Genomic DNA, 19,770 nt, shown 5'->3' with positions numbered 1-19,770 from the left:
GTATCACAGAAATTGCCGGGTCTCACCCTCGGGGTGCAGTCCAGCACTGTCACCGTAATTCTATTCCTTCACAATCGTAAGCCCCGCATCGATCATGATTTTCCTAACTCTTGGGATGTCCGAGGAAGGCATACCCCAGACCCAGGTGACCGGTGTCAGCTGTTTCAAGCTGCCAAGTCTATTTTCAATAATGAATCTTTCCAGGCTAACATCGTTAATCCTGATAGCTAGATGCCCTTTGGAAATGAAATTAATTTCGAATATATCACGAAAACAGGTATCTAAACCTCGTTTCGGCGGGGCGGCTCGAAATGTCGGACCAAACGCAAATGACTGTTCACGCATTCTCTCCGGTGGTCCATAAATCGATTTGTCAGACGTAGCATAACGCGAGGACGAACTTCCTTGGGCAAATGCTCTTGGTCCCCAATAGTAAGGCATGTCATACCCGATGCCATAGATCGGCTCGATGCTGGCAGCTATGAGAGCAACTACCTTCGCAATCTTTTCATCGATATTGTTTACAGCTAAGTGGTCAATGTGTATCTCAAGGCATTTGAATTTCCTGGGAGAAACACCAAGTTCAATCGCAAAATCTGAAAGCACAAGATCGCTACGTTTCCATAGATATCCTAGAGACATCCAATCTTTCTTTTTTATGACGTCACGTTTTAAAAAATCAAGATATTGATAATCTTTCCCGTTTGGGCCATTTATGACAGTGGCGACGTCTGGTGCGCGACCGATTTCTTCAATTATTTGATCAAGTAAGTCTTTCGATTCGATTATATCTAAATCCTTGATCCAATCATACATAACCAAGGAGCGCACCATGTTTTTTTCTGTATACCGTTCATATTCGCTCGACTTATCCACCAAATAAACCTCCGAATAGTCCGCCGAAGAACCCCTTCGTAGGGGCTTCTCCTGTAGCTTTTCCCCCAGTTGGGTCGTTGCTACCGCCTCGCGACACTGTATCGGTAGACGCCTTATAGCCAGCGGCGTCAAGTTTCTCCGCGTTCAAAGCGTTTTTGGCAGCTTGTCCCTTTGCTGTTTGGCTTGACGAAACGCACTCGCAAATGTGGACGGTCATACCGTCTTTGTAGGTAACCGTGATGTCGGGTCTCTGTTTAGATATGGTATTGGTTCCCAATGCGGCGTCAATGCTTCGATTCAGACTAACCGATGCGACGTTCGGGTCCTTGGCGTACTCTACCGCCTTTTTGTAGCTGGCGTCAGCGTGCCAACTATCTTTTCCAGTTTGCTGCCCCCATCCCTCAATTTTGCTAGCCCAACTGGGATCAGGTTGTTTCTCGGTAAGAGCCTCCTTTTGCGTTTTGGCAGCTTCATTGATCGTGCCAATTGCGAGGGCTGCCGCCAACCCTGGGTTTTGGAGCATCGGATTGACTGAGAAGATTTGTCGGTCATCAAAGTGAGGATGGGGATCGTTAACACCATCGATTAGTCCGTCGTGGTCGATATCCATAGGATTGCTATTGTGGCCAATTCCTGGGGTGTCATCGTCGTGCCCATTGTTGTCAGCCTTGTTAACCGGATCGTTGTGCGCATAGGCATATCGATTGGTGCCAACCCCCGGCAGGGTCGGATTCCAATCATCCGGTGAGATGAACCGCCCCAACACCGGATCCATATACCGTGCATTGAGATACAGTAGTCCGGTCTCGGCATCGAAGCGCTCGCCGATATAGCCCTTTTGTGTCTGGAAGCCGGTGTTGAGGCTCTCGCCATAGGTGGCGTAGGTGGTGCCTTCGACGACGGCACCCGACATGTCGGTGACCAGGCGCACCGAGGCCAGATGCTCGCGGTGCAGGAAGTATTTGGTCGTGCCGACCACCTTGATGTCGGGATGCGGATAGCGTGTGTAGATCTCCGCGCCCGGCGTCGCCGGATTGATTTCGACATTGGCGTCGGGATAGAGCGTCGTCGCGAAGCTCGAGGATTTCTTCGCCCGCGCTCCGTCCGGTCCATAGGCGAGGTTGACGGTGTTGGAGGCAAGGCTGACCGTCTTCAGCCGGTTGGCCTCGTCCCAGGCGAGCGTGCGGCTGCCGTCTGATGTGAGATTGCCATTGGCGTCATAGGCCATCGCATTGGCGCCGACGCTGACCGGTGCATGCGGACGCGCGGCACTCGCCGAGGGATAGACATAGGTGCCGGCGACACGCGTGCGCGAGAGCATGTTGTCGTTGGCGGCATAGACGAAGGTTTCGTCGAGTGTGTTGTCACCGAGATTGTCCGCCGAGATCAGCCGGTCGGCATTGTCATAGACATAATTCCAGCTGTCGGGCGCGGAGGCCCCGACAATGTTGGTGATACGGCCAAGGTTGTCGCGCGTGTATTGGCGGTCCAACAATGTGGCGGCACCAAGGGTCGTGGTGATGCGCGTCACCCAGCGCCGTGTCGGCGAGTAGGTGAAGGACGTCTTCACGCCATTGGCGTAGGTGATCTCCCTGGTCTGGCCATCGGCCTCATAGAGCGTCGAGGTGATGAAGCCGGGTGCCGAGGCAAGCCTGTTGCCGGCGGTGTATTGCAGCGGTGCGGCAGAGGTGCCGAAGTCGAGCTGCACCGGCAGATATTGCGTCGCCAGTGTTTGCCCCGAGGCATCGCGCAGGCTCGTCGTGGTGTGGGTGAGCGTGCCGATGGTGGCATCCTGACGAGCCACCTTGCCAAAGCCGTCATACTTGTAGCTCTGCGTGGCAGCAGCATTCTGCGACGTCGTCAGCTGGCCGATGTTGTAGGAGCCGGCCGCTGCCTCATCATAGGTGTTCTGCGTCAGAACAAGCGGGCTGCCGCCCGAGGCCGTCGCCGTCTTCAGCGTCAGCCGGTCCATCTGGTCATAGCTGAGATTGGTGACAGTGCCCCTGGCATCGGTCTGGCTGATCAGCCGGTTGGCGGCATCGTAGACATAGGTCCAGATGCCGAGATCGGGATCGGTCGCCGACAGCCGGTTGCCGAGCATGTCATAGGTGTAGGACCAGTTGGAGCCGCCGGGGTCGGTGACGCCGATCAAGCGTCCCAACCGGTCGTAGTTGCGGATCTCTCGCAAAAAGAGGCCGGTGGCATCGCGGATGACGACCACAGGGTCGCCATGCACCCAATTGTAGATGGATGTCCTGTGGCCGAGTTCGTCCTGCATGAGCACGCCGGAGAAGACCGGGTTTACGCCGACGGTGCCGGGATCGAGAACGTGATTGTAGGTCCGTTGGCTGGCATCCGGATTGACCGTCTTCACCAGCCGGTCTGACCAATCATAGGAGTTGGTGGTCCACTGCGCGGTGTCGCCGACAAAGCGTGGGAAGGCCGTGCGCAGCACATTGCCGCGCGGATCGTAGTCGGTGTCGGCAATGCGGTGGGCACCGGCCGTTGTCTCGCCGGGGGTTTCGACCCGATAGACGCGGCCAAGCCCATCATAATAGGAGCGGGTAAAATCCTCGCCGGCGCCATTGGGCAATGGCGTATATTTCACCAGCGCCTGGGTTGCCGGATTGCCTTCGTTCTCGAAGCGCGTCTTGGCATAGGCGCCGGTCACGCTCTGCGAGACCTGGTAAGGCCGGCAGAAGGCATCGTAGGCAAATGTCTTCACCAGGCCGTTGAAGTCGGTCTTGGTCGCCGGCAGGCCGCAGACGGGATTGTAGGTGGCGGCCGAGACAAAGCGCGTGTCGGCAGTCTGGCCGCCGGTGGCAAAATAGCGCGGCGCCCGCTCGGTTATGGGATAGAGGTGATAGGTGGCGTCGTAATCCCACTCGGTCTTGTGGCCGAGGCCGTTGGTGGCCGAGATCTTGTTGCCGTAGGCGTCATAGGCAAAATACTGGAAAGTGGTTTTCTGCGGGCTCGAATAGATGTCGTTGAAGCTCACTCGCAAGGTGAGATTGCCCTTGGTCGGCGGGGTCGTGTTATCGGCGTGGTTGTTGTCGTAGTAGTTCGAGATCCAGCCAATGTACGGGAATGACCCATCGAAAACGGCTTGCGTTGTCTCGGCGCGCGGCAGTGACACGATATAGGCTGCGGTGTTGGGCGCGAACAATCGAGCCGTTCGCACCTCGTCGCCGCTGACGTCGGTGCGGCCGTAGTCGTCCTGGACGGTGACGTTGTTGTAGGCGTCGAAAGTGCGCACGACCCGAGTGGCCAGCGAGATGTTGGTGGTCAGTCCCGTGTCGGTCTCGGTCAGCGTCGTGTCGGTCGCCGTGTTCTGCACCGTATATGGCTTGCTTGCCTTGTTGACCGCATAAGTCTCGGCCACCTGCTTGTGCACGGCCCCAGTGCCATCCTTCCACACCGTCAGCGATGGCAGGCCGTAGCTTGCCAGGTCCTGCCGATAGGTGGTCGTCACCGTCGAGGGCACCGTCTCGCCATTGGCCAGCGGCCTGGTCTCGACGATCGAGGCAAAGCCCAAAAACTTGCGTGCTGCCGGATCGTATTTGCCGCCGGAGTACTGATACGTGCTCACCGCCGTCTGGCCGCGGCCGTCGCTCACCGAAAGCTTCGTCACCGCATGCACCACCTGCGGCAGGTAATTGTTCGTCCAGGTCGACGACGGCGCATACTCGGCCGCGACCGTCCCGCCGAGTTCGGTGGTGATGGAACGAACCAGATTCGGGTTGCCCGTCCCGGCGTTGGAGACGATCATGCTGGTGTAGGTGGTGAAGTCCGCCAGGCCATCGCCGTTGAAATCGCCGATTACGTCTCCGACTGCTGGTATCGATGCCGGTCGCGGGAGATTGACCACGGCGTAAGCCGTGGATGAGGAAGGCTGAAGGGAATAAACCTTGATCAAACGTGTTTCGCCCGGCCGAACAACCACATTGTCGCTCAGGGTAAAAACATCCGTTTTCCCGTCATTGTCGAAATCTTCCAAAATCGCCTTGCCGCCAAGAATACCGGCCGAGGCGGTGAAGCTTTTGAAGCCAACGCCGGTCGACAGATACAGCGTGATCTCGTCGGCGCTTGACCTGTATCTGGCAACGTCGGTCGCGCCATCACCATTGAAGTCGGCGAAGACGCAGGAGCCGGGATTCGAGAGTGTGTCGAACTGGCAATTGATGTTGAAAGCGGTTCCACCCGCTTGCCATTTGCCGCTCGAAAGCACGCCCTTCTTGAGCGTAGTGCTCACGATGAACAATGGTTGCTGCTTGCCATTGCCGAGAAAGTCCCCGATGCCCATGCTCGTATCGGGGGACGTGGCGCGTTTCTCCACGGTGTCAATTCCGTCGCCATTCGTATCGGCCGCAAATGGCGAGGTGGTGGGAGCCGTAGACACGTTGCTGTAGTTAGGAAGGCTGCTGCATACGGACTCGTATCCGGCGGGAGTCGGGCTGCAAGACGCCGTTGTCATCGCCAGATTGGCGTCTGTCAGCACCAGAGAAGGCGTCGCCGAATACTGGTAGGTGCAGACTTCACCATTCTGTGTGCTATGACAAAAGCTTGTCTTGGAATGCTGGTACTGAGCAAAATCCAATGCATTCTTGGTTGTCAGAAAGCGTCCGGGATCAAGCGCGGTCAAACCATTGGGGCTCGTCGATCCAGGAATGCTGTCATTATTTGTCGTCGTGGTGGTCGTCGTGTCGGCAAACAGTGTCTTTACATCGGACGGCGCCCCATCGACGCCAAACTTGATTATTCTCTTATAATTCTGTGATGTCTTTGTTGTATATTGCGTATGGTCTCCACTCGATCCACCCCCACCATTAGTAGTAGTAGTCGTCGTCTCTGAATACCGACAGCACAATTCATCTCTGCCGTCGAAGTTAAGATCGATGGGATCTTTTGGATTCGCGTAGCTCAGATTGCCATTCGCTGCTGGATGCTCGTAGAGCGGCGTATTGACTGTAGTGTAATTCCAGTCTGCGTTCTGGTAGGTCATTTGGCCGACGACCTTGGACGTACCCCCGGTGACGGTGCCGTCGGCGGCGATGGCTGCATCGGTGCCGTAACGCGTGACCTGCGTCAGCCGCGAGGCGTTGGAGAACGGCGCCTGGTCGTAGGTCAGTTTGTAGGCGCTACGCAGTGAGCCGCTGACGGTGACACCAATCGTCTTGATGCGTTGGCTGGTCTCGGAGATGTCGCGGCCGTTACCCATCAGGATCATGTCCGGACGGGTCTCCAGATAGAATTTTACCACAGTGCCGTTGTAGCTGACGCTGTCGGGATAACAGACCGGGCTTGCCGGGCAGGTATAGCTGTAGCTGACCGTGTTGCCGTTGGTATCGGTGACCGAGGTTAAGAGCCAGCGGTAGCTATAGGCAAGATCATAAGCCGGATTGGGAAGAGTCCCGCCATGCCCATCTGGAAGGGTCGGGGAGATGCTGGCAACCGCCGCCACCGAGCGGAAGGTCGAGACGGTGCCATCGCGGTCCGTCACTTTCCATTCATTGGTGGTGCTGTTCAACGCAATGCGGCGATAGCTCTCATTCTCCGTCGCATGCGTGCCGCCGGTCGCGCATGACGGGGAGACCATGCCGGCAACACAGGCGACCATCGCCTGGCTGTCGAGCAGATAGATGTCATTGGCATCATAGGCCGGCATGCCATAGCCGGGCGTGGCTCGCTCGATGACATCAAAACCGTCGAGCCCCCAGGCATAGCCGAGCCAGCCTTGGTAGAGGCCGCCGGTCTTGGTCTTGCGCGAGGAATTGTAATTCAGCGCGATCTGCGGCTCGATGCCGTGGAAGGCCGGCACGTCGATGCCGATGGCATAGCCGAGATTGCCGTTGCCTGCTGCCTTGGGCAAATCCACCTTCGGCGTGCCGACCGCCTCGGGATCGCTGCTGTCTGTGGTCGTGGCAGCGGCCGCCATTGCCTGCGCCGCCGGCTCCGCGGGCGCGGCCTCGGTATCGGTGGTCTTGGCCGGCTTGCCGGTTGCCTTCGTCGCGGTCGTCTTGGTGTCGGCGCCTTTGGTGCCATCCCTGGCGCTGGTGCCGTCGGCAGCTTTGGCATCGGCCGGTTTGGCGCCGACCTTGGCCGCCGCATCCGGGCTGCCGGTCGCTGATGAACCATCTCCGGCTGACTGCGCCGACGAAGAGCCCGACGGTCTGCCCGCAGCCTGCCCGCCTGCTCCCAGCGCCGTCCCGCCATTGCCGTAGCCGGCAGCAGAGTTTCCTGTAGCAGAGTCCTGACTCTCCTGCGCAAATGCTACTATTCCTGCATTTCGGCTAATATAAGAGAGGGCAGAAATATCCCCGCCAACGACATTTGCGACAAGCACTGCCACGCCAACAAGCAAACGTTTCATGAGTCCCCCGAGCCAAGTTGCTTATCGATACTCACCTTTCATTTGATGGATACGACACGCTCCCGTCACAAAGCGAATATCCACAGACTTATTTTTCGGAGGGAGAACAGAAAGCTGCGCAAGCTCGGCGAATGTTAGTCGGGTCAAGCATCTTTTCGCATAATGCAACCCATCGCTCTGCAGCGTGGGGGTAGAACGTGGCGGAGAATTTCATGGTGTCGGGCACTGCACTTGTCATCGGCCGAGGGCCGAGCACGGACGACCCGTCAGCTGGCCTATCTCTCGCGCGCCGGAAATAATCCATGCGCGAGCCAAAGAGCACGCCTTGCGCGGTCATATGCGCCACCGGCAAATCGCGCGGCCGCCGCAGCGTCTTGTTGGCGCTTCATTGGTTCGTACGAGCTACGGCTGCAGTCCGGGCAGCCCGGCAGGCCTAGCCCGGTTCCGTCTCGTCCATCATCTGCTTGACGGCATCGGCCGCCCTGCTCATGCCATCTTCGTCGGTGGCCCAACCCGCGAAGCGTTCCAATAGGAGAGCGAACGTCACCGATTCCTGTTCATCCCATTGCGCCAGTGACCCGGCGAAAATCCGCCATTTGGTCTGACGCACCGCCGTCACCAGACGCTCGCTCCTGGCGGTGAGTTTGAGGCAAATGCGCCGGGCATCGAGTTGCGATGCGACAGGAAGGCGTAGCCACGCTCGACGAGGGCCTGGAGAACGCGCCGCAGGCTTTCCTCGGTCTTCTCGACGGCAAGAACTTCGGCAAGCTCATCGTGCGGGTCGCGCAATAATTGCGTCGGGCGAAAGTCAGTCTGGTTGGCGGTCCGCGGCCGGGCGGCGCCCGTCGATCCAAAGGGCGAGCAATGTGCAGGCCGCACCCGACAGCAGATAGGCGCCGGCGGCGATGAGGCCGAAATTGCCGGCCAAAAGCAGGGCTGCAAGCGGCGCGAAGCCGGCGCCGAACATCCACGCCAGATCCGAGGTGATCGCCGAGCCGGTATAGCGATGCTGCCGGGAAAAGCTCGAGGCGACGACGCCCGACGATTGCCCGAAGCTCAGCCCCAGCAGGATGAAGCCCAGCACCATGAACAGCGCTTCGCCGATGGTGCCGCCATCCAGAAGTTGCGGGGCAAAGCCGCTGAAAGTGGCGATGGCGATCGCCGAACCGCCGAGCAACGCACGGCGTCCGACGCGATCGGCCAGCGGACCCGATGCAACGATGGCCGCAATGCCGAACAGCGCGCTCACCGCCTCGATCGCCAGGAAGCGTGCCGGCCCCTCATTGGTGAACAGGAACACCCAGGAGAGCGGAAACACCGTCACCATGTGGAACAGGGCGAAACTCGCCAGCGGCGCGAAGGCGCCGACGACGACGTTGTGGCCCTCGGCCCTGATCGTGTCCCGTATGCGCGTCGGCTGCAGGTCACCGCTCTCGTACAGTTTGGAGAATTCGGGCGTGACGACAATGCGCAGCCTGGCGAACAGGGCCACGACGTTGATCGCGAAGGCGACGAAGAAGGGATAGCGCCAGCCCCAGGTAAGGAAGTCGTCGGCCGACAGATTGGCGACGAAGAAGGCGAAGAGAGCGCTGGCCACGATGAGGCCGATCGGCGCGCCCAATTGCGGGATCATGGCATAGAAGCCGCGCCGATTCGCAGGTGCATTTAGCGCCAGCAGCGAGGGCAGTCCGTCCCATGTTCCGCCGAGCGCCAGGCCTTGTCCGATGCGGGCAAGCGCCAAAAGCCAGATCGCGACCGCACCGATGTCGCCATAGGCCGGCAGAAACGCGATGGCGACGGTCGAGGTGCCGAGCAGGAACAGCGCGATGGTCAGTTTCGCCCCGCGGCCATAGGCGCGATCGATGGCCATGAACAGCACGGAGCCGAACGGGCGCGCGACGAAGGCCAGCGCGAAGATGGAAAAGGAATAGAGCGTTCCCGCAAGCGGATCATGCGTCGGAAATATGAGCTTGGGAAACACGATGACGGACGCAATCGCATAGACGAAGAAGTCGAAGAATTCCGACGTCCTGCCGACGATCACGCCGACCGCTATATCGCCCGCGCTGACCTGGCCATGATGCGAGCCGATCAGCTCGCTGTTCGTTTCGGCAATCGAAGTCTGAGCCATCTTATCCGTCGCCACCGCGTGGAATGAAGTGTCCGGGACCCAATTCTGGGGATTCCCCAAGGGTTCCATTGTGCACTGCACACTGCTCCAAAGCCATGCCGGCTGGGCATTGGACAAATTGTCCAATGTTGCCGCGCCGCCGCGAGCAGTAGCCCTTGATCGATACCGCACTGCAACATGAACGGTTGCCGCGGTCCATCGAGGGCAGCGTTTGATGAAACGATTTGGAGCCTTGCTTCTGTTTCCCCTGGCCGGGCTGTTGAGCGGCTGCGATCTGGTCGTGCTGGCGCCCGCCGGCGATGTCGCGGCCCAGCAGCGCGACCTGCTCGTCGTCTCGACCCTGCTGATGCTCGTCATCATCGTGCCGGTCATGGCGCTGACTGTCTTTTTCGCTTGGCGCTACCGGCAATCCAACGCCTCGGCGACCTATGCACCGGACTGGGATCATTCGACCAAACTGGAACTGGTGATCTGGGCAGCCCCTCTGCTGATCATCATATGCCTTGGCGCCTTGACCTGGCTCGGCACGCATTTGCTCGACCCCTACCGCCGGATCGACCGCATCGAGCCGGGCCAGCCGGTCACGGAGCTGCACAAGTCGCTGCGGGTCGAAGTCGTGGCGCTCGACTGGAAATGGCTCTTCATCTATCCCGACTATGGCATCGCCTCCGTCAACGAACTGGCCGCGCCGGTCAACCAGCCGATCGACTTCCGCATCACCTCGTCGGCGGTGATGAATTCCTTCTACATTCCAGCTCTTGCCGGGCAGATCTATGCGATGCCGGCGATGGAGACCAAGCTGCACGCCGTCATCAACCGGCCGGGCACCTATGTCGGCTTTTCGGCCAATTACAGTGGCGCCGGCTTTTCCGGGATGCGCTTCGCCTTCCACGGCCTGTCCGAGCAGGCCTTCGACCAGTGGGTCGCACAGACCAGGACCGCGTCGGCGGCGCTCAACCGCGAGACCTATCTCGACCTCGAAAAGCCGAGCGAGAACGAACCGGTCCGCCACTATGCCTCCGTCGATCCCGACCTCTATGGCGCCATCCTCAATCTGTGCGTCGAGCGCGGCAAGATGTGCATGAGCGAGATGATGTCGATCGACGCCAAGGGTGGCCTCGGCCTTGCGGGTGTGCGCAACACGCTGCCGCTGCAATACGACAAGCTCGCCCGGCGCGGCGCGGTGTTCGGCAACGAACCGTCCTATGTCGCCAGCATCTGCACGGCGGAGGAGGCGGCTGCGGCGGCGCGCGCGGCCAGCGATGCCACGCCGACGGACTGGCCGGCCAGGAATCTTTCCCCGCTGCGCGGGGCGGGGCTGCTCAGGCCCGGGACCGAGAGCCGTCGCGCCGAGGCGAATACGCCGCCGCTCGGCCTGCTGCGGCAAGAATTGTGAGAGACAGCCGATGCCCGACTCTTTGACCAAATTCATCTTCGGCCGTCTCACCTTGGACTCGCTGCCGCTGCATGAGCCAATCGTCGTCGCCACCTTTGTCGCGGTGGCGCTCGGCGGCATCGCTCTTCTCGGCGTCATCACCTATTTCAAGCTCTGGACCTATCTGTGGCGCGAGTGGTTCACCAGCGTCGACCATAAGAAGATCGGCATCATGTACATGGTGCTTGGCCTGGTCATGCTGTTGCGTGGCTTCTCGGACGCCATCATGATGCGCCTGCAGCAGGCCATCGCCTTCAACGGTTCCGAGGGCTACCTCAATTCGCATCACTACGACCAGATCTTCACGGCGCACGGCGTGATCATGATCTTCTTCGTGGCAATGCCCTTCGTCACCGGGCTGATGAATTTCGTCGTGCCGCTGCAAATCGGCGCGCGCGACGTCTCCTTCCCCTTCCTCAACAATTTCAGCTTCTGGATGACGGTCGGCGGCGCCATCCTGGTCATGGCATCGCTGTTCGTCGGCGAATTCGCCCGCACCGGCTGGCTCGCCTATCCGCCGCTCTCCGGTATCGGCTACAGTCCCGACGTCGGCGTCGACTACTACATCTGGGCACTGCAGGTGGCGGGCGTCGGCACGACGCTGTCGGGCATCAACCTGATCTGTACGATCATCAAGATGCGCGCGCCCGGCATGACGATGATGCGCATGCCTGTCTTCACCTGGACGTCGCTCTGCACCAACGTGCTGATCGTGGCGTCCTTCCCGGTGCTGACGGCGGTGCTCTCGCTGCTGGCGCTCGACCGCTATGTCGGCACCAACTTCTTCACCAACGACTTCGGCGGCAACCCGATGATGTATGTGAACCTCATCTGGATATGGGGTCACCCGGAAGTCTACATCCTCATCCTGCCGCTGTTCGGCGTCTTTTCCGAAGTCACCTCGACCTTCTCCGGCAAGCGCCTGTTCGGCTACACCTCGATGGTCTACGCCACGGTGGTCATCACCATCCTGTCGTACCTCGTCTGGCTGCACCATTTCTTCACCATGGGCTCCGGTGCCAGCGTCAATTCCTTCTTCGGCATCACCACGATGATCATCTCGATCCCGACCGGAGCGAAGATCTTCAACTGGCTGTTCACGATGTATCGCGGCCGCATCCGTTTCGAACTGCCGATGATGTGGACGATGGCCTTCATGCTCACCTTCACCGTCGGCGGCATGACCGGCGTGCTGCTTGCCGTGCCGCCGGCGGATTTCGTGCTGCACAACAGCCTGTTCCTGATCGCCCACTTCCACAACGTCATCATCGGCGGCGTGCTGTTCGGCCTGTTTGCCGGCATTGCCTACTGGTGGCCCAAGGCCTTTGGCTTCAAGCTCGATCCGTTCTGGGGCAAGGTGTCGTTCTGGTGCTGGGTGGTCGGCTTCTGGTTCGCCTTCATGCCGCTCTACATCCTCGGCCTGATGGGCGTGACCCGCCGCATGCGCGTCTTCGATGATCCTTCGCTGCAAATCTGGTTCGTCATCGCCGCCTTCGGCGCGGTGCTGATCGCCTGCGGTATCGCCGCCTTCCTGGTCCAGATCTTCGTTTCCATCCGCAAGCGCGAGGCTCTGACCGATCCGACCGGCGATCCCTGGGACGGCCGCACGCTCGAATGGTCGACCTCTTCGCCGCCGCCCGCCTACAACTTCGCCTTCACGCCGGTCGTGCGCGACAACGACGCCTGGTGGGACATGAAGAAGGCCGGCTACATCAGGCCGCTCTCGGGCTTCAAGCCGATCCATATGCCCAGCAACACCGGCACCGGCGTCATCCTGGCGGCCTTCAGTGTGGCGCTCGGCTTCGGCCTGATCTGGTACATCTGGTGGCTGGCGGCGCTGAGCTTCGTCTGTCTCATCGCCACGGCGATCGGCCACACCTTCAACTATCACCGCGATTTCCATATTCCGGCTGCCGAGGTCACGCAGACGGAGGAGGCGAGGACGACGCTCCTCGCCGCCCAGGGCTAGGGTTTGAGCATGGCTTCGACAGCAACCACGGCCGGAACCGAACCGGTCTTCCACCTGGAAGAAGAGCATGTGCATGCCGAAGGCAGCAGCACCATGCTCGGCTTTTGGCTCTATCTGATGAGCGACTGCCTGATCTTCGCCATGCTGTTCGCGGCCTATGGCGTGCTCGGCGGCAACTACGCGGCGGGACCGGTGCCGAAGGACCTGTTCGATCTCGATCTGGTGGCGGTCAACACCACCATGCTGCTCTTGTCGTCGATCACCTATGGCTTTGCCATGCTGACCATGGACAAGGGGCGGGTCGCTGCGACGCAAGCCTGGCTTGCCGTGACCGGCCTGTTCGGCCTGGCGTTCCTGTCCATCGAGCTCTACGAATTCGCCCACATGATCCATGAAGGCGCGACACCGCAGCGCAGCGCCTTCCTGTCGTCCTTCTTCACGCTGGTCGGAACCCACGGCCTGCATGTCACCTTCGGCATTGTCTGGCTGGTGACTCTGATGACGCAAGTCGCTCGGTTCGGCCTTACCGAGGCGAACCGCCGCCGGCTGATGTGCCTCTCGATGTTCTGGCATTTCCTCGACGTCGTCTGGATCGGCGTCTTCACCTTCGTCTACCTGATGGGGATGTTGCGATGAGCGCTCATGATCATGCCGAGGGTCACGACCACGCCCATGGCGGAGCCGCGCACGGATCGTTCAGGGGCTATCTGATCGGCTTCATCCTGTCGGTGATCCTCACCGCCATCCCGTTCTGGCTGGTCATGAGCGGCGCCATCGACAACAAGCAGGCCACGGCCATCGTCATCATGGCCTTCGCTGTGGTGCAGATCGTCGTCCACATGGTGTTCTTCCTGCATATGAACACCGCTTCGGAGGGCGGATGGTCGATGCTGGCTCTGATCTTCACGCTGATCCTGGTCGTCATCGTGCTGACCGGTTCGCTCTGGGTGATGTACCACCTCAACGCCAACATGATGCCGGGGCTGCACGACATGCGCGAGATGCCATGAGCCCGGCGCCGGGCGCGGGGAGGACCGTGATCGAGGCACGGATCGGGCAGGCCGGCATCAACTTGCGTGCCGAGCCGCGAAAGGACGCCGACAGATCGCCACTGTCGCGGCTTTTCCTCGCACTGCTCGGGCTCCTCGGCGTGCTGGTGTTTCTCGGGCTCGGCATCTGGCAGCTGGAAAGGCGGGTCTGGAAGCTCGACCTGATCGCCCGCGTCGACCAGCGCATCCACGCTCCGGTTGCCGATGCGCCCGGCCCGGAGATATGGGGCGGCATGACCGCAGCCAGTAGTGAATACAGCCATGTGCGATTGGCCGGGCACTTTCTGGGCGGCGCCAACACGCTGGTGCAGGCGGTGACGGAGCTTGGCGGCGGCTATTGGGTGCTGACGCCGATGCGGACCGATCGTGGCTTCGTCGTGCTGGTCAATCGCGGCTTCATTCCCCAGGAGCGCAAGGCCGAGTTCGAACAAGAGAGCGGCGGCTTCGCTTCGTCGACCGTCATTGACGGGCTGTTGCGCATGAGCGAGCCCGGCGGCGGCTTTCTGCGCAACAACGACGCCGCGGGCAATCGCTGGTATTCGCGGGACGTCGCGGCAATCGCCACCACGCACGGCCTGACGGATGTCGCCCCCTATTTCGTCGATGTGGAGGCATCCGGCGTGGACAGCTGGCCGCGCGGCGGCCTGACCGTCGTGACTTTCCGCAACAGCCACCTCGTCTACGCTTTGACCTGGTTCACGCTCGCTGCGCTGCTCGCCGCAGCCCTGGCCGCGCCGATCATCGGCGGCCGCTGGCGGCGAGGACCGGCAAGATGAGCGTCCCGACGCAAACGCTTCGCAACGACAAATCCTTTGCGGTATCCCTTGCGGGCAACGGCGGCACGGTCTCGGATCCCGACGCGGCGGCGGCGAACAGGAAGAACCTGCTCCTGCTCATCCAGCTGCGTTGGCTGGCGGTGGCGGGTCAGGTGCTCACCATTCTGGTGACGGAATATTGGTTCGATATTTCGTTGCCGCTGCCGGAGATGGGCGGCGTGGTGGTCTTCCTAGTCGGCCTGAACATCTTCAGCCTGTTCGCTTCGCGCGGCCGGCGCCCGATCAGCAACGCGCAGCTGTTCGTCGCGCTCATTTTCGACATGGCGGCGCTGACGACTCAGCTTTACCTCAGCGGCGGTGCCTCGAACCCGTTCGTGTCGCTCTACCTGCTGCAGATCACGCTAGGCGCCGCGCTGCTGACACCCTGGTCCACCTGGAGCCTGGTGGCCGCCGCTTCCGCCTGCTTCGTTTTCCTCACCTTCCAGTTCCAGCCGATCGCGATCCCGCATCACGGCGGCAGCGACCTGCTGGCCCTGCATATCAGGGGCATGTTCATCTGCTTCGTGCTGGCGGCTGGCCTGATCGTGATTTTCATGACGCGCATCAACCGCAATCTGCGTGAGCGCGATGCCTATCTCGCAGATCTGCGCCAGCATTCCGCCGAGGAGGACCACATCGTGCGCATGGGCCTGCTGGCCTCGGGTGCCGCGCATGAACTGGGCACGCCGCTTTCGACCATCTCCGTGATCCTCTCCGACTGGCGCCAGATGCGCAGCGTCACGCGCAACCGCGAGCTGGCGGGGGACGTGGCCGAGATGCAGGCGCAGATCGAGCGCTGCAAAAGCATCGTGTCGGGCATCCTCATGTCTTCGGGGCAGGCGCGGGGCGAAGGCACGATCCGCACCAGCATCCGCCATTTCCTCGATGATCTGGTCCAGGAATGGCGTGTCAGCCGCCAGCCGTTCAATCTGGAGTACAGCAACGATTTCGACCCCGACGAGCAGATCGTCTCCGACACGGCGCTGAAACAGGTCATCTTCAACGTGTTCGACAACGCCCAGGAAGCATCGCCCGATTGGGTCGGCGTCACCGCCGAACGGCATGGCGAGAAACTGGTGATTGCCGTGCGCGACCGCGGGCCGGGTTTTGACGAGACTATTCTGGCCGCGCTCGGCCAGCCCTATATGTCGAGCAAGGGACGGCCGGGCGGTGGCCTTGGCCTTTTCCTCGTCGTCAACGTGGTTCGAAAGCTGGGAGGCGATTTTTCGGCGCGTAACATGGAGCGTGGGGCCTGTGTTACGCTGTCACTGCCGCTGGCGGCACTGCACGATGGAGATGATCATGAAGCCTGATCGATCCCTGTTTATCGTCGAGGACGACGCCATCTTCGCAAAGACGCTGAAACGCTCCTTCGAAAAGCGCGACTACGACGTCGTCGTCTGCCACGGCAGGGAAGAGTTGGCTCGCGCCCTCGAAACAGCGGTTCCGGCATACGCCGTCGTCGATCTCAAGCTTGGCGCCGGCGGCTCCGGGCTGGAATGCGTCAAGCTCTTGAGCGCCCGCGATGCTTCGATGAGGATCGTCGTGCTGACCGGCTTTGCCAGCATCGCCACCGCGGTCGAGGCGATCAAGCTCGGCGCATGTCACTATTTGGCGAAGCCCGCCAACACCGATGACATCGAAGCCGCCTTCGGCCGGGCCGAGGGCGATGTTTCCGTCTCGCTGAGCAGCCGCCCCACCTCGATCAAGAACCTCGAATGGGAGCGCATTCACGAAACGCTCGTCGAGACCGGCTTCAATATCTCCGAAACCGCACGTCGGCTTGGCCTGCACCGGCGCACTTTGGCCCGCAAGCTCGAGAAACGCGTGGTGAGATAGCCGGACGCGCTGCGCTGCAAGGGCAGAGACCAGCCTTGAGGCCGCCAGCCGCCCGGCAGGAGTATTCAATGCTTCCCTACGCGGTCTGGGATACATATCTGTCCGGATAGACACCGGAACAGGCAACAGACTTGGCGCAACGATCGGGCAGTGCTGATCTTCCACTTCACGGCGGACGCGTGCCGAAATGGCTGGGCGACCGCATGACGCGCCTTGGCGCCGTCATGTGCGAGGCGATCATCCATCACTATGGCCGCAACGAATTGCTGCGGCGGCTTGCGCATCCGTTCTGGTTTCAGTCCTTCGGCGCCGTCATGGGCATGGACTGGCACTCGTCCGGCATCACGACCAGCGTCGTCGGCGCCCTGAAACGGGGTCTCACGCCGCTCTCAGGCGAACTCGGCATTCATGTCTGCGGCGGCCGTGGCGCGCATTCGCGAAAAACCCCGCATGAACTGGCCGCCATTGGCGAGCGCATCGGCTTCGACGGAGCGCGCCTGGCAACCGTCAGCCGGCTTGTCGCCAAGGTCGACAGCGCCGCCGTTCAGGATGGCTTCGACCTCTATCTGCACGGCTTCATCGTCACCGATGACGGCGACTGGGTGGTTGTGCAGCAAGGCATGAACGGCGACAGCAAGGTGGCACGGCGCTACCATTGGCTGTCCGAAGGTCTGAAGAGTTTCGTCGATCAGCCGCACGCCGCCATCGAAGGCGCCAACCAGGGCGAGATCGTCAACCTGACAGACCATCGTGCCGAGGCTTCGCGCCAGGGCCAGCTGGACTTGCTGCAGGACCTCGGCCCGGATCGCATCCTGCGGGAATTCGCTGCCCTGGAGCCAGGCACCGCACCGGCTCCGGAGCAGCCGCTGCTGCCGCATCTGGTCATGCCGGCTCACCATGATGTTCGCGAAAGCGATGTCGTCATGCGTCGTCTGCATGGAAACATGGCGGCCGCCGCCGAGCGTGGCCCGGCGGACTTTTCCGAGCTTCTGCTGGTTCCCGGCGTCGGCGCTCGCACCGTGCGCGCATTGGCCCTCGTCGCCGAAGTCGTCCACGGCGCGCCGTGCCGTTTTTCCGATCCCGGCCGTTTCTCGCTCGCCCATGGCGGCAAGGACAGGCACCCGTTCCCTGTTCCGCTCAAGGTCTATGACGAGACGATCGGCGTGCTGAAGTCGGCCGTGCACAAGGCCAGGCTTGGCCGCGAAGAGGAAATCGGCGCGCTGCGGCGCCTCGACGATCAGTCGCGGCAGGTCGAGCGATACGTCACCGGCCCCAGCCTGAAGGAAATCGTCGCCGGCGAATTCGACCAGTCGCATCTGCTTGGCGGCCGCAGTGTCTTTGGCTGGGAACCGGCGCCGGACAATGCGCCTGCGGAGCTCAACAAGAAGGCGTGACGGGCCGACCGTGCTCCCGCATCATCATGCCACGCGACGGTACCTGTAATGGTCGCGGATGAATTCATTGAAGAAGCGGCCTTTCGAGGCAGCCTTCTGGAAAGCCGCATAGATTGCCGGGGCAACGTCCGCGTAGTCATAGCGATGGCCGCTCGGCACGAACCAGACGGAGAGGGTCCTGGTCGCGGGATCGTAGTGGGTGTTTCGGATCGCGGTCGATGGCATCTCGGCACCTGACGGCTCAGCCAGATAAATCCGCCAGACATGGTGCGGTTCCCTGCCATCGCCACCGCTGTCACGCACGCAAGAGCGGCTCGATATTGCCTTGCGGTCCAGCCTTCACCATCTAGGCGGGATGTCGCAGCTCAAATTGAAAGCCATCGGCCACGCTCCGGTATTCCAACATGATCTCTTTGGGGCTGCTGAGAATCTGCCCGAGGGCTTTGCCTACCAGCCAGAGTTGATCACGCCGCAGGAAGCGACGGAACTTGCGCGGCATCTTGAGGGACTGCCGTTCCAGGCGTTCGATTTCCATGGCCATCTGGCAAACCGGCGTGTCGTCGGGTTTGGCCTGCGCTACGATTATGACCGGCGCGAAGTCGTCGAGGCGGCGCCGATCCCTGATTTCTTGCTGCCTGTGCGCGAGAAGGTCGCGGCCTTTGCGCGCCGGCCCGGGGAGGTGTTCGCGCAGGTGCTGATCAATGAATACCGGCCTGGCGCCGGTATCGGCTGGCATCGCGACAAGCCGCATTTCGAAGATGTCGTTGGCGTCTCCCTGCTGGCGCCCTGCAGCTTCCGGCTGCGGCGAAAGAGCGGTGATAAATGGGAGCGCCGGACCATCGTCGTCGAGCCAAGGTCGGCCTATCTCATGACCGGGCCTTCACGGACCGAATGGGAGCACAGCATCCGGCCGCTTGCCGAGCATCGCTACTCGATCACCTTGCGGACACTGCGGTCTCAAAAGCCCTGAGCGTCCTGCTGGCCATGAACGCCACGCCGATCTGGTCATTTCACGCCGATGCCGGCGGTCAGGCCGCCGTCTATCTTGTAGTCGGCGCCGGTGCAGAAGCCGGCCTTGGACGAGCACAGGAAGGCGATGAGTTCCGCCACTTCTTCCGGTTCGCCGATGCGGCCTAGCGGATGCGCCGCGCCGAAGCGCCTGTAGGCCTCTTCGACATCGGCATCGCTGCCATTGTCGCCGCGCGCGGCTTTCTCCAGGATCGGCGTGCGGATCGAGCCCGGGCTGACCGAGTTGACCCTGATGCCTGATGCCGCATAGTCGAGCGCCAGCGAACGTGTCAGCGTGTGGATCGCCCCCTTGGTCGTGGCATAGGCGGCGACGTTCTGCTGGCAGGCGAAGCCTTGCACCGAGGCGACGTTGACGATGGCGCCGCCACCGCGCTTGATCATTTCCGGAATGCCGAAATGGGCGGTCAGGTAGATCGATCCGACATTGACCGTCATCGCCCGGTTCCAGGTTTCCCAGTCGGTCGTCGTCGCGGTTCCGTAAGGATGGACCGCGGCGGAATTGACGATGACGTCTATGCCGCCGAATTTCGCGACGCCGGCCGCGACCGCGTCGCGCACCTGATCGGAAACGGAGACGTCAACCGTTTGCACCATCGCATCCGCTCCGGCTTTGGTGAGGCCTTCCTGCATGGCGGTATTGGCGGCCCGGTCGATGCCGCAGGCGATGATCGCAGCACCGCCCTGCGCCAGCCGTCTTGCGGTGGCGAGCGCGATGCCGGTCGTCCCCGTCACCAATGCCACCTTGCCGTCGAAATCCTTCATCGCGGGAGCTCCTTCATGCGCTATCGAAAAACCTGGTTCCGAGTTTGACACTCATCGTAGTCAAACAATAGGTTGCCGGTCTCTCGTAAAAAGGAAAGTTG

General features: G+C 61.2%; 15 protein-coding genes and 1 pseudogene. 10 read left to right on the top strand and 6 right to left on the bottom strand.

The window, feature by feature from the left end; genetic code table 11:
* Nucleotides 1–60: 60 nt before the first annotated feature.
* The 3 genes from AC56QX_RS34660 to AC56QX_RS34650 all read right to left on the bottom strand — a co-directional run bounded on the left by AC56QX_RS34660 (nt 61) and on the right by AC56QX_RS34650 (nt 7,865).
* Complete coding sequence (locus tag AC56QX_RS34660; RefSeq protein ID WP_497113017.1) at nt 61–876, bottom strand: hypothetical protein; 816 nt, start codon at nt 874–876, stop codon at nt 61–63.
* Nucleotides 869–7,246 (bottom strand): RHS repeat-associated core domain-containing protein, encoded by a 6,378-nt coding sequence (locus AC56QX_RS34655; RefSeq protein ID WP_497113016.1) that lies wholly within the window; start codon nt 7,244–7,246, stop codon nt 869–871. Before AC56QX_RS34655 ends, AC56QX_RS34660 begins: the two co-directional genes overlap by 8 nt.
* A gap of 433 nt (nt 7,247–7,679) precedes the next feature.
* Nucleotides 7,680–7,865, bottom strand: coding sequence for a hypothetical protein (locus AC56QX_RS34650; RefSeq protein ID WP_497113015.1), 186 nt, complete (start codon nt 7,863–7,865; stop codon nt 7,680–7,682).
* A gap of 86 nt (nt 7,866–7,951) precedes the next feature.
* Between AC56QX_RS34650 and AC56QX_RS34645 the strand changes: the two are divergent.
* Nucleotides 7,952–8,038, top strand: a pseudogene (locus AC56QX_RS34645) (zinc-binding dehydrogenase); the annotation flags it as partial.
* A gap of 16 nt (nt 8,039–8,054) precedes the next feature.
* Here the strand turns inward: AC56QX_RS34645 and AC56QX_RS34640 are convergent.
* Nucleotides 8,055–9,377 (bottom strand): MFS transporter, encoded by a 1,323-nt coding sequence (locus AC56QX_RS34640; RefSeq protein WP_497113014.1) that lies wholly within the window; start codon nt 9,375–9,377, stop codon nt 8,055–8,057.
* 214 nt (nt 9,378–9,591) lie between these two features.
* Between AC56QX_RS34640 and cyoA the strand changes: the two genes are divergently transcribed.
* From cyoA to AC56QX_RS34600, 8 genes are all read left to right on the top strand, one after another.
* Nucleotides 9,592–10,773 (top strand): ubiquinol oxidase subunit II, encoded by a 1,182-nt coding sequence (gene cyoA, locus AC56QX_RS34635; RefSeq protein WP_497113013.1) that lies wholly within the window; start codon nt 9,592–9,594, stop codon nt 10,771–10,773.
* Nucleotides 10,774–10,783: 10 nt separating this feature from the next.
* Nucleotides 10,784–12,781, top strand: coding sequence for a cytochrome o ubiquinol oxidase subunit I (cyoB, locus tag AC56QX_RS34630; RefSeq protein WP_497113012.1), 1,998 nt, complete (start codon nt 10,784–10,786; stop codon nt 12,779–12,781).
* Between the two features lie 9 nt (nt 12,782–12,790).
* Complete coding sequence (cyoC, locus tag AC56QX_RS34625) at nt 12,791–13,417, top strand: cytochrome o ubiquinol oxidase subunit III (protein ID WP_497113011.1); 627 nt, start codon at nt 12,791–12,793, stop codon at nt 13,415–13,417.
* Nucleotides 13,414–13,791 carry a cytochrome o ubiquinol oxidase subunit IV gene (gene cyoD / locus AC56QX_RS34620; protein ID WP_497113010.1) on the top strand — a complete coding sequence of 126 codons (378 nt, stop codon included), beginning with the start codon at nt 13,414–13,416 and terminating at the stop codon, nt 13,789–13,791. Before cyoC ends, cyoD begins: the two co-directional genes overlap by 4 nt.
* Nucleotides 13,788–14,606, top strand: coding sequence for an SURF1 family protein (locus tag AC56QX_RS34615; RefSeq protein WP_497113009.1), 819 nt, complete (start codon nt 13,788–13,790; stop codon nt 14,604–14,606). Before cyoD ends, AC56QX_RS34615 begins: the two co-directional genes overlap by 4 nt.
* On the top strand, nt 14,603–15,958 hold the full coding sequence (locus AC56QX_RS34610) for an ATP-binding protein (RefSeq protein WP_497113007.1): 1,356 nt from the start codon (nt 14,603–14,605) through the stop codon (nt 15,956–15,958). The genes AC56QX_RS34615 and AC56QX_RS34610 overlap by 4 nt, the downstream gene beginning before the upstream one ends.
* Nucleotides 15,948–16,484, top strand: a complete 537-nt coding sequence (locus AC56QX_RS34605; protein WP_497113006.1) for a response regulator transcription factor — start codon at nt 15,948–15,950, stop codon at nt 16,482–16,484. The genes AC56QX_RS34610 and AC56QX_RS34605 overlap by 11 nt, the downstream gene beginning before the upstream one ends.
* Before the next feature lie 131 nt (nt 16,485–16,615).
* Entirely contained in the window at nt 16,616–17,878 is a 1,263-nt protein-coding gene (locus AC56QX_RS34600) for a DUF763 domain-containing protein (protein ID WP_497113005.1), read from the top strand.
* A gap of 24 nt (nt 17,879–17,902) precedes the next feature.
* Here AC56QX_RS34600 and AC56QX_RS34595 read toward each other — a convergent pair whose 3' ends face one another.
* The gene (locus tag AC56QX_RS34595; RefSeq protein WP_497113004.1) at nt 17,903–18,181 is read right to left on the bottom strand and encodes a KTSC domain-containing protein; all 279 of its coding nucleotides are present in this window, start codon (nt 18,179–18,181) and stop codon (nt 17,903–17,905) included.
* A 52-nt stretch (nt 18,182–18,233) separates the two neighbouring features.
* On the opposite strand from AC56QX_RS34595, the gene AC56QX_RS34590 reads away from it, so the two are divergent.
* On the top strand, nt 18,234–18,848 hold the full coding sequence (locus tag AC56QX_RS34590; RefSeq protein WP_497113003.1) for an alpha-ketoglutarate-dependent dioxygenase AlkB: 615 nt from the start codon (nt 18,234–18,236) through the stop codon (nt 18,846–18,848).
* Nucleotides 18,849–18,883: 35 nt separating this feature from the next.
* Here AC56QX_RS34590 and AC56QX_RS34585 read toward each other — a convergent pair whose 3' ends face one another.
* Nucleotides 18,884–19,669, bottom strand: a complete 786-nt coding sequence (locus AC56QX_RS34585; protein WP_497113002.1) for an SDR family NAD(P)-dependent oxidoreductase — start codon at nt 19,667–19,669, stop codon at nt 18,884–18,886.
* Between the last annotated feature and the right edge of the window lie 101 nt (nt 19,670–19,770).

The organism is Mesorhizobium sp. RCAM 06353 (genome assembly GCF_059683585.1).
Note: the sequence above shows the minus strand (reverse complement) of the source record. Positions and strands in the feature narration are given on the sequence as shown.

Bases quoted from the DNA above. Each gene is read 5' to 3' on its own strand.
- cyoA (WP_497113013.1), top strand. From the start codon at position 9,592: ATGAAACGATTTGGAGCCTTGCTTCTGTTTCCCCTGGCCGGGCTGTTG.
- AC56QX_RS34640 (WP_497113014.1), bottom strand. From the start codon at position 9,377: ATGGCTCAGACTTCGATTGCCGAAACGAACAGCGAGCTGATCGGCTCG.
- cyoC (WP_497113011.1), top strand. From the start codon at position 12,791: ATGGCTTCGACAGCAACCACGGCCGGAACCGAACCGGTCTTCCACCTG.
- AC56QX_RS34610 (WP_497113007.1), top strand. From the start codon at position 14,603: ATGAGCGTCCCGACGCAAACGCTTCGCAACGACAAATCCTTTGCGGTA.
- cyoB (WP_497113012.1), top strand. From the start codon at position 10,784: ATGCCCGACTCTTTGACCAAATTCATCTTCGGCCGTCTCACCTTGGAC.
- cyoD (WP_497113010.1), top strand. From the start codon at position 13,414: ATGAGCGCTCATGATCATGCCGAGGGTCACGACCACGCCCATGGCGGA.
- AC56QX_RS34655 (WP_497113016.1), bottom strand. From the start codon at position 7,246: ATGAAACGTTTGCTTGTTGGCGTGGCAGTGCTTGTCGCAAATGTCGTT.
- AC56QX_RS34605 (WP_497113006.1), top strand. From the start codon at position 15,948: ATGAAGCCTGATCGATCCCTGTTTATCGTCGAGGACGACGCCATCTTC.
- AC56QX_RS34615 (WP_497113009.1), top strand. From the start codon at position 13,788: ATGAGCCCGGCGCCGGGCGCGGGGAGGACCGTGATCGAGGCACGGATC.
- AC56QX_RS34590 (WP_497113003.1), top strand. From the start codon at position 18,234: ATGTCGCAGCTCAAATTGAAAGCCATCGGCCACGCTCCGGTATTCCAA.
- AC56QX_RS34585 (WP_497113002.1), bottom strand. From the start codon at position 19,669: ATGAAGGATTTCGACGGCAAGGTGGCATTGGTGACGGGGACGACCGGC.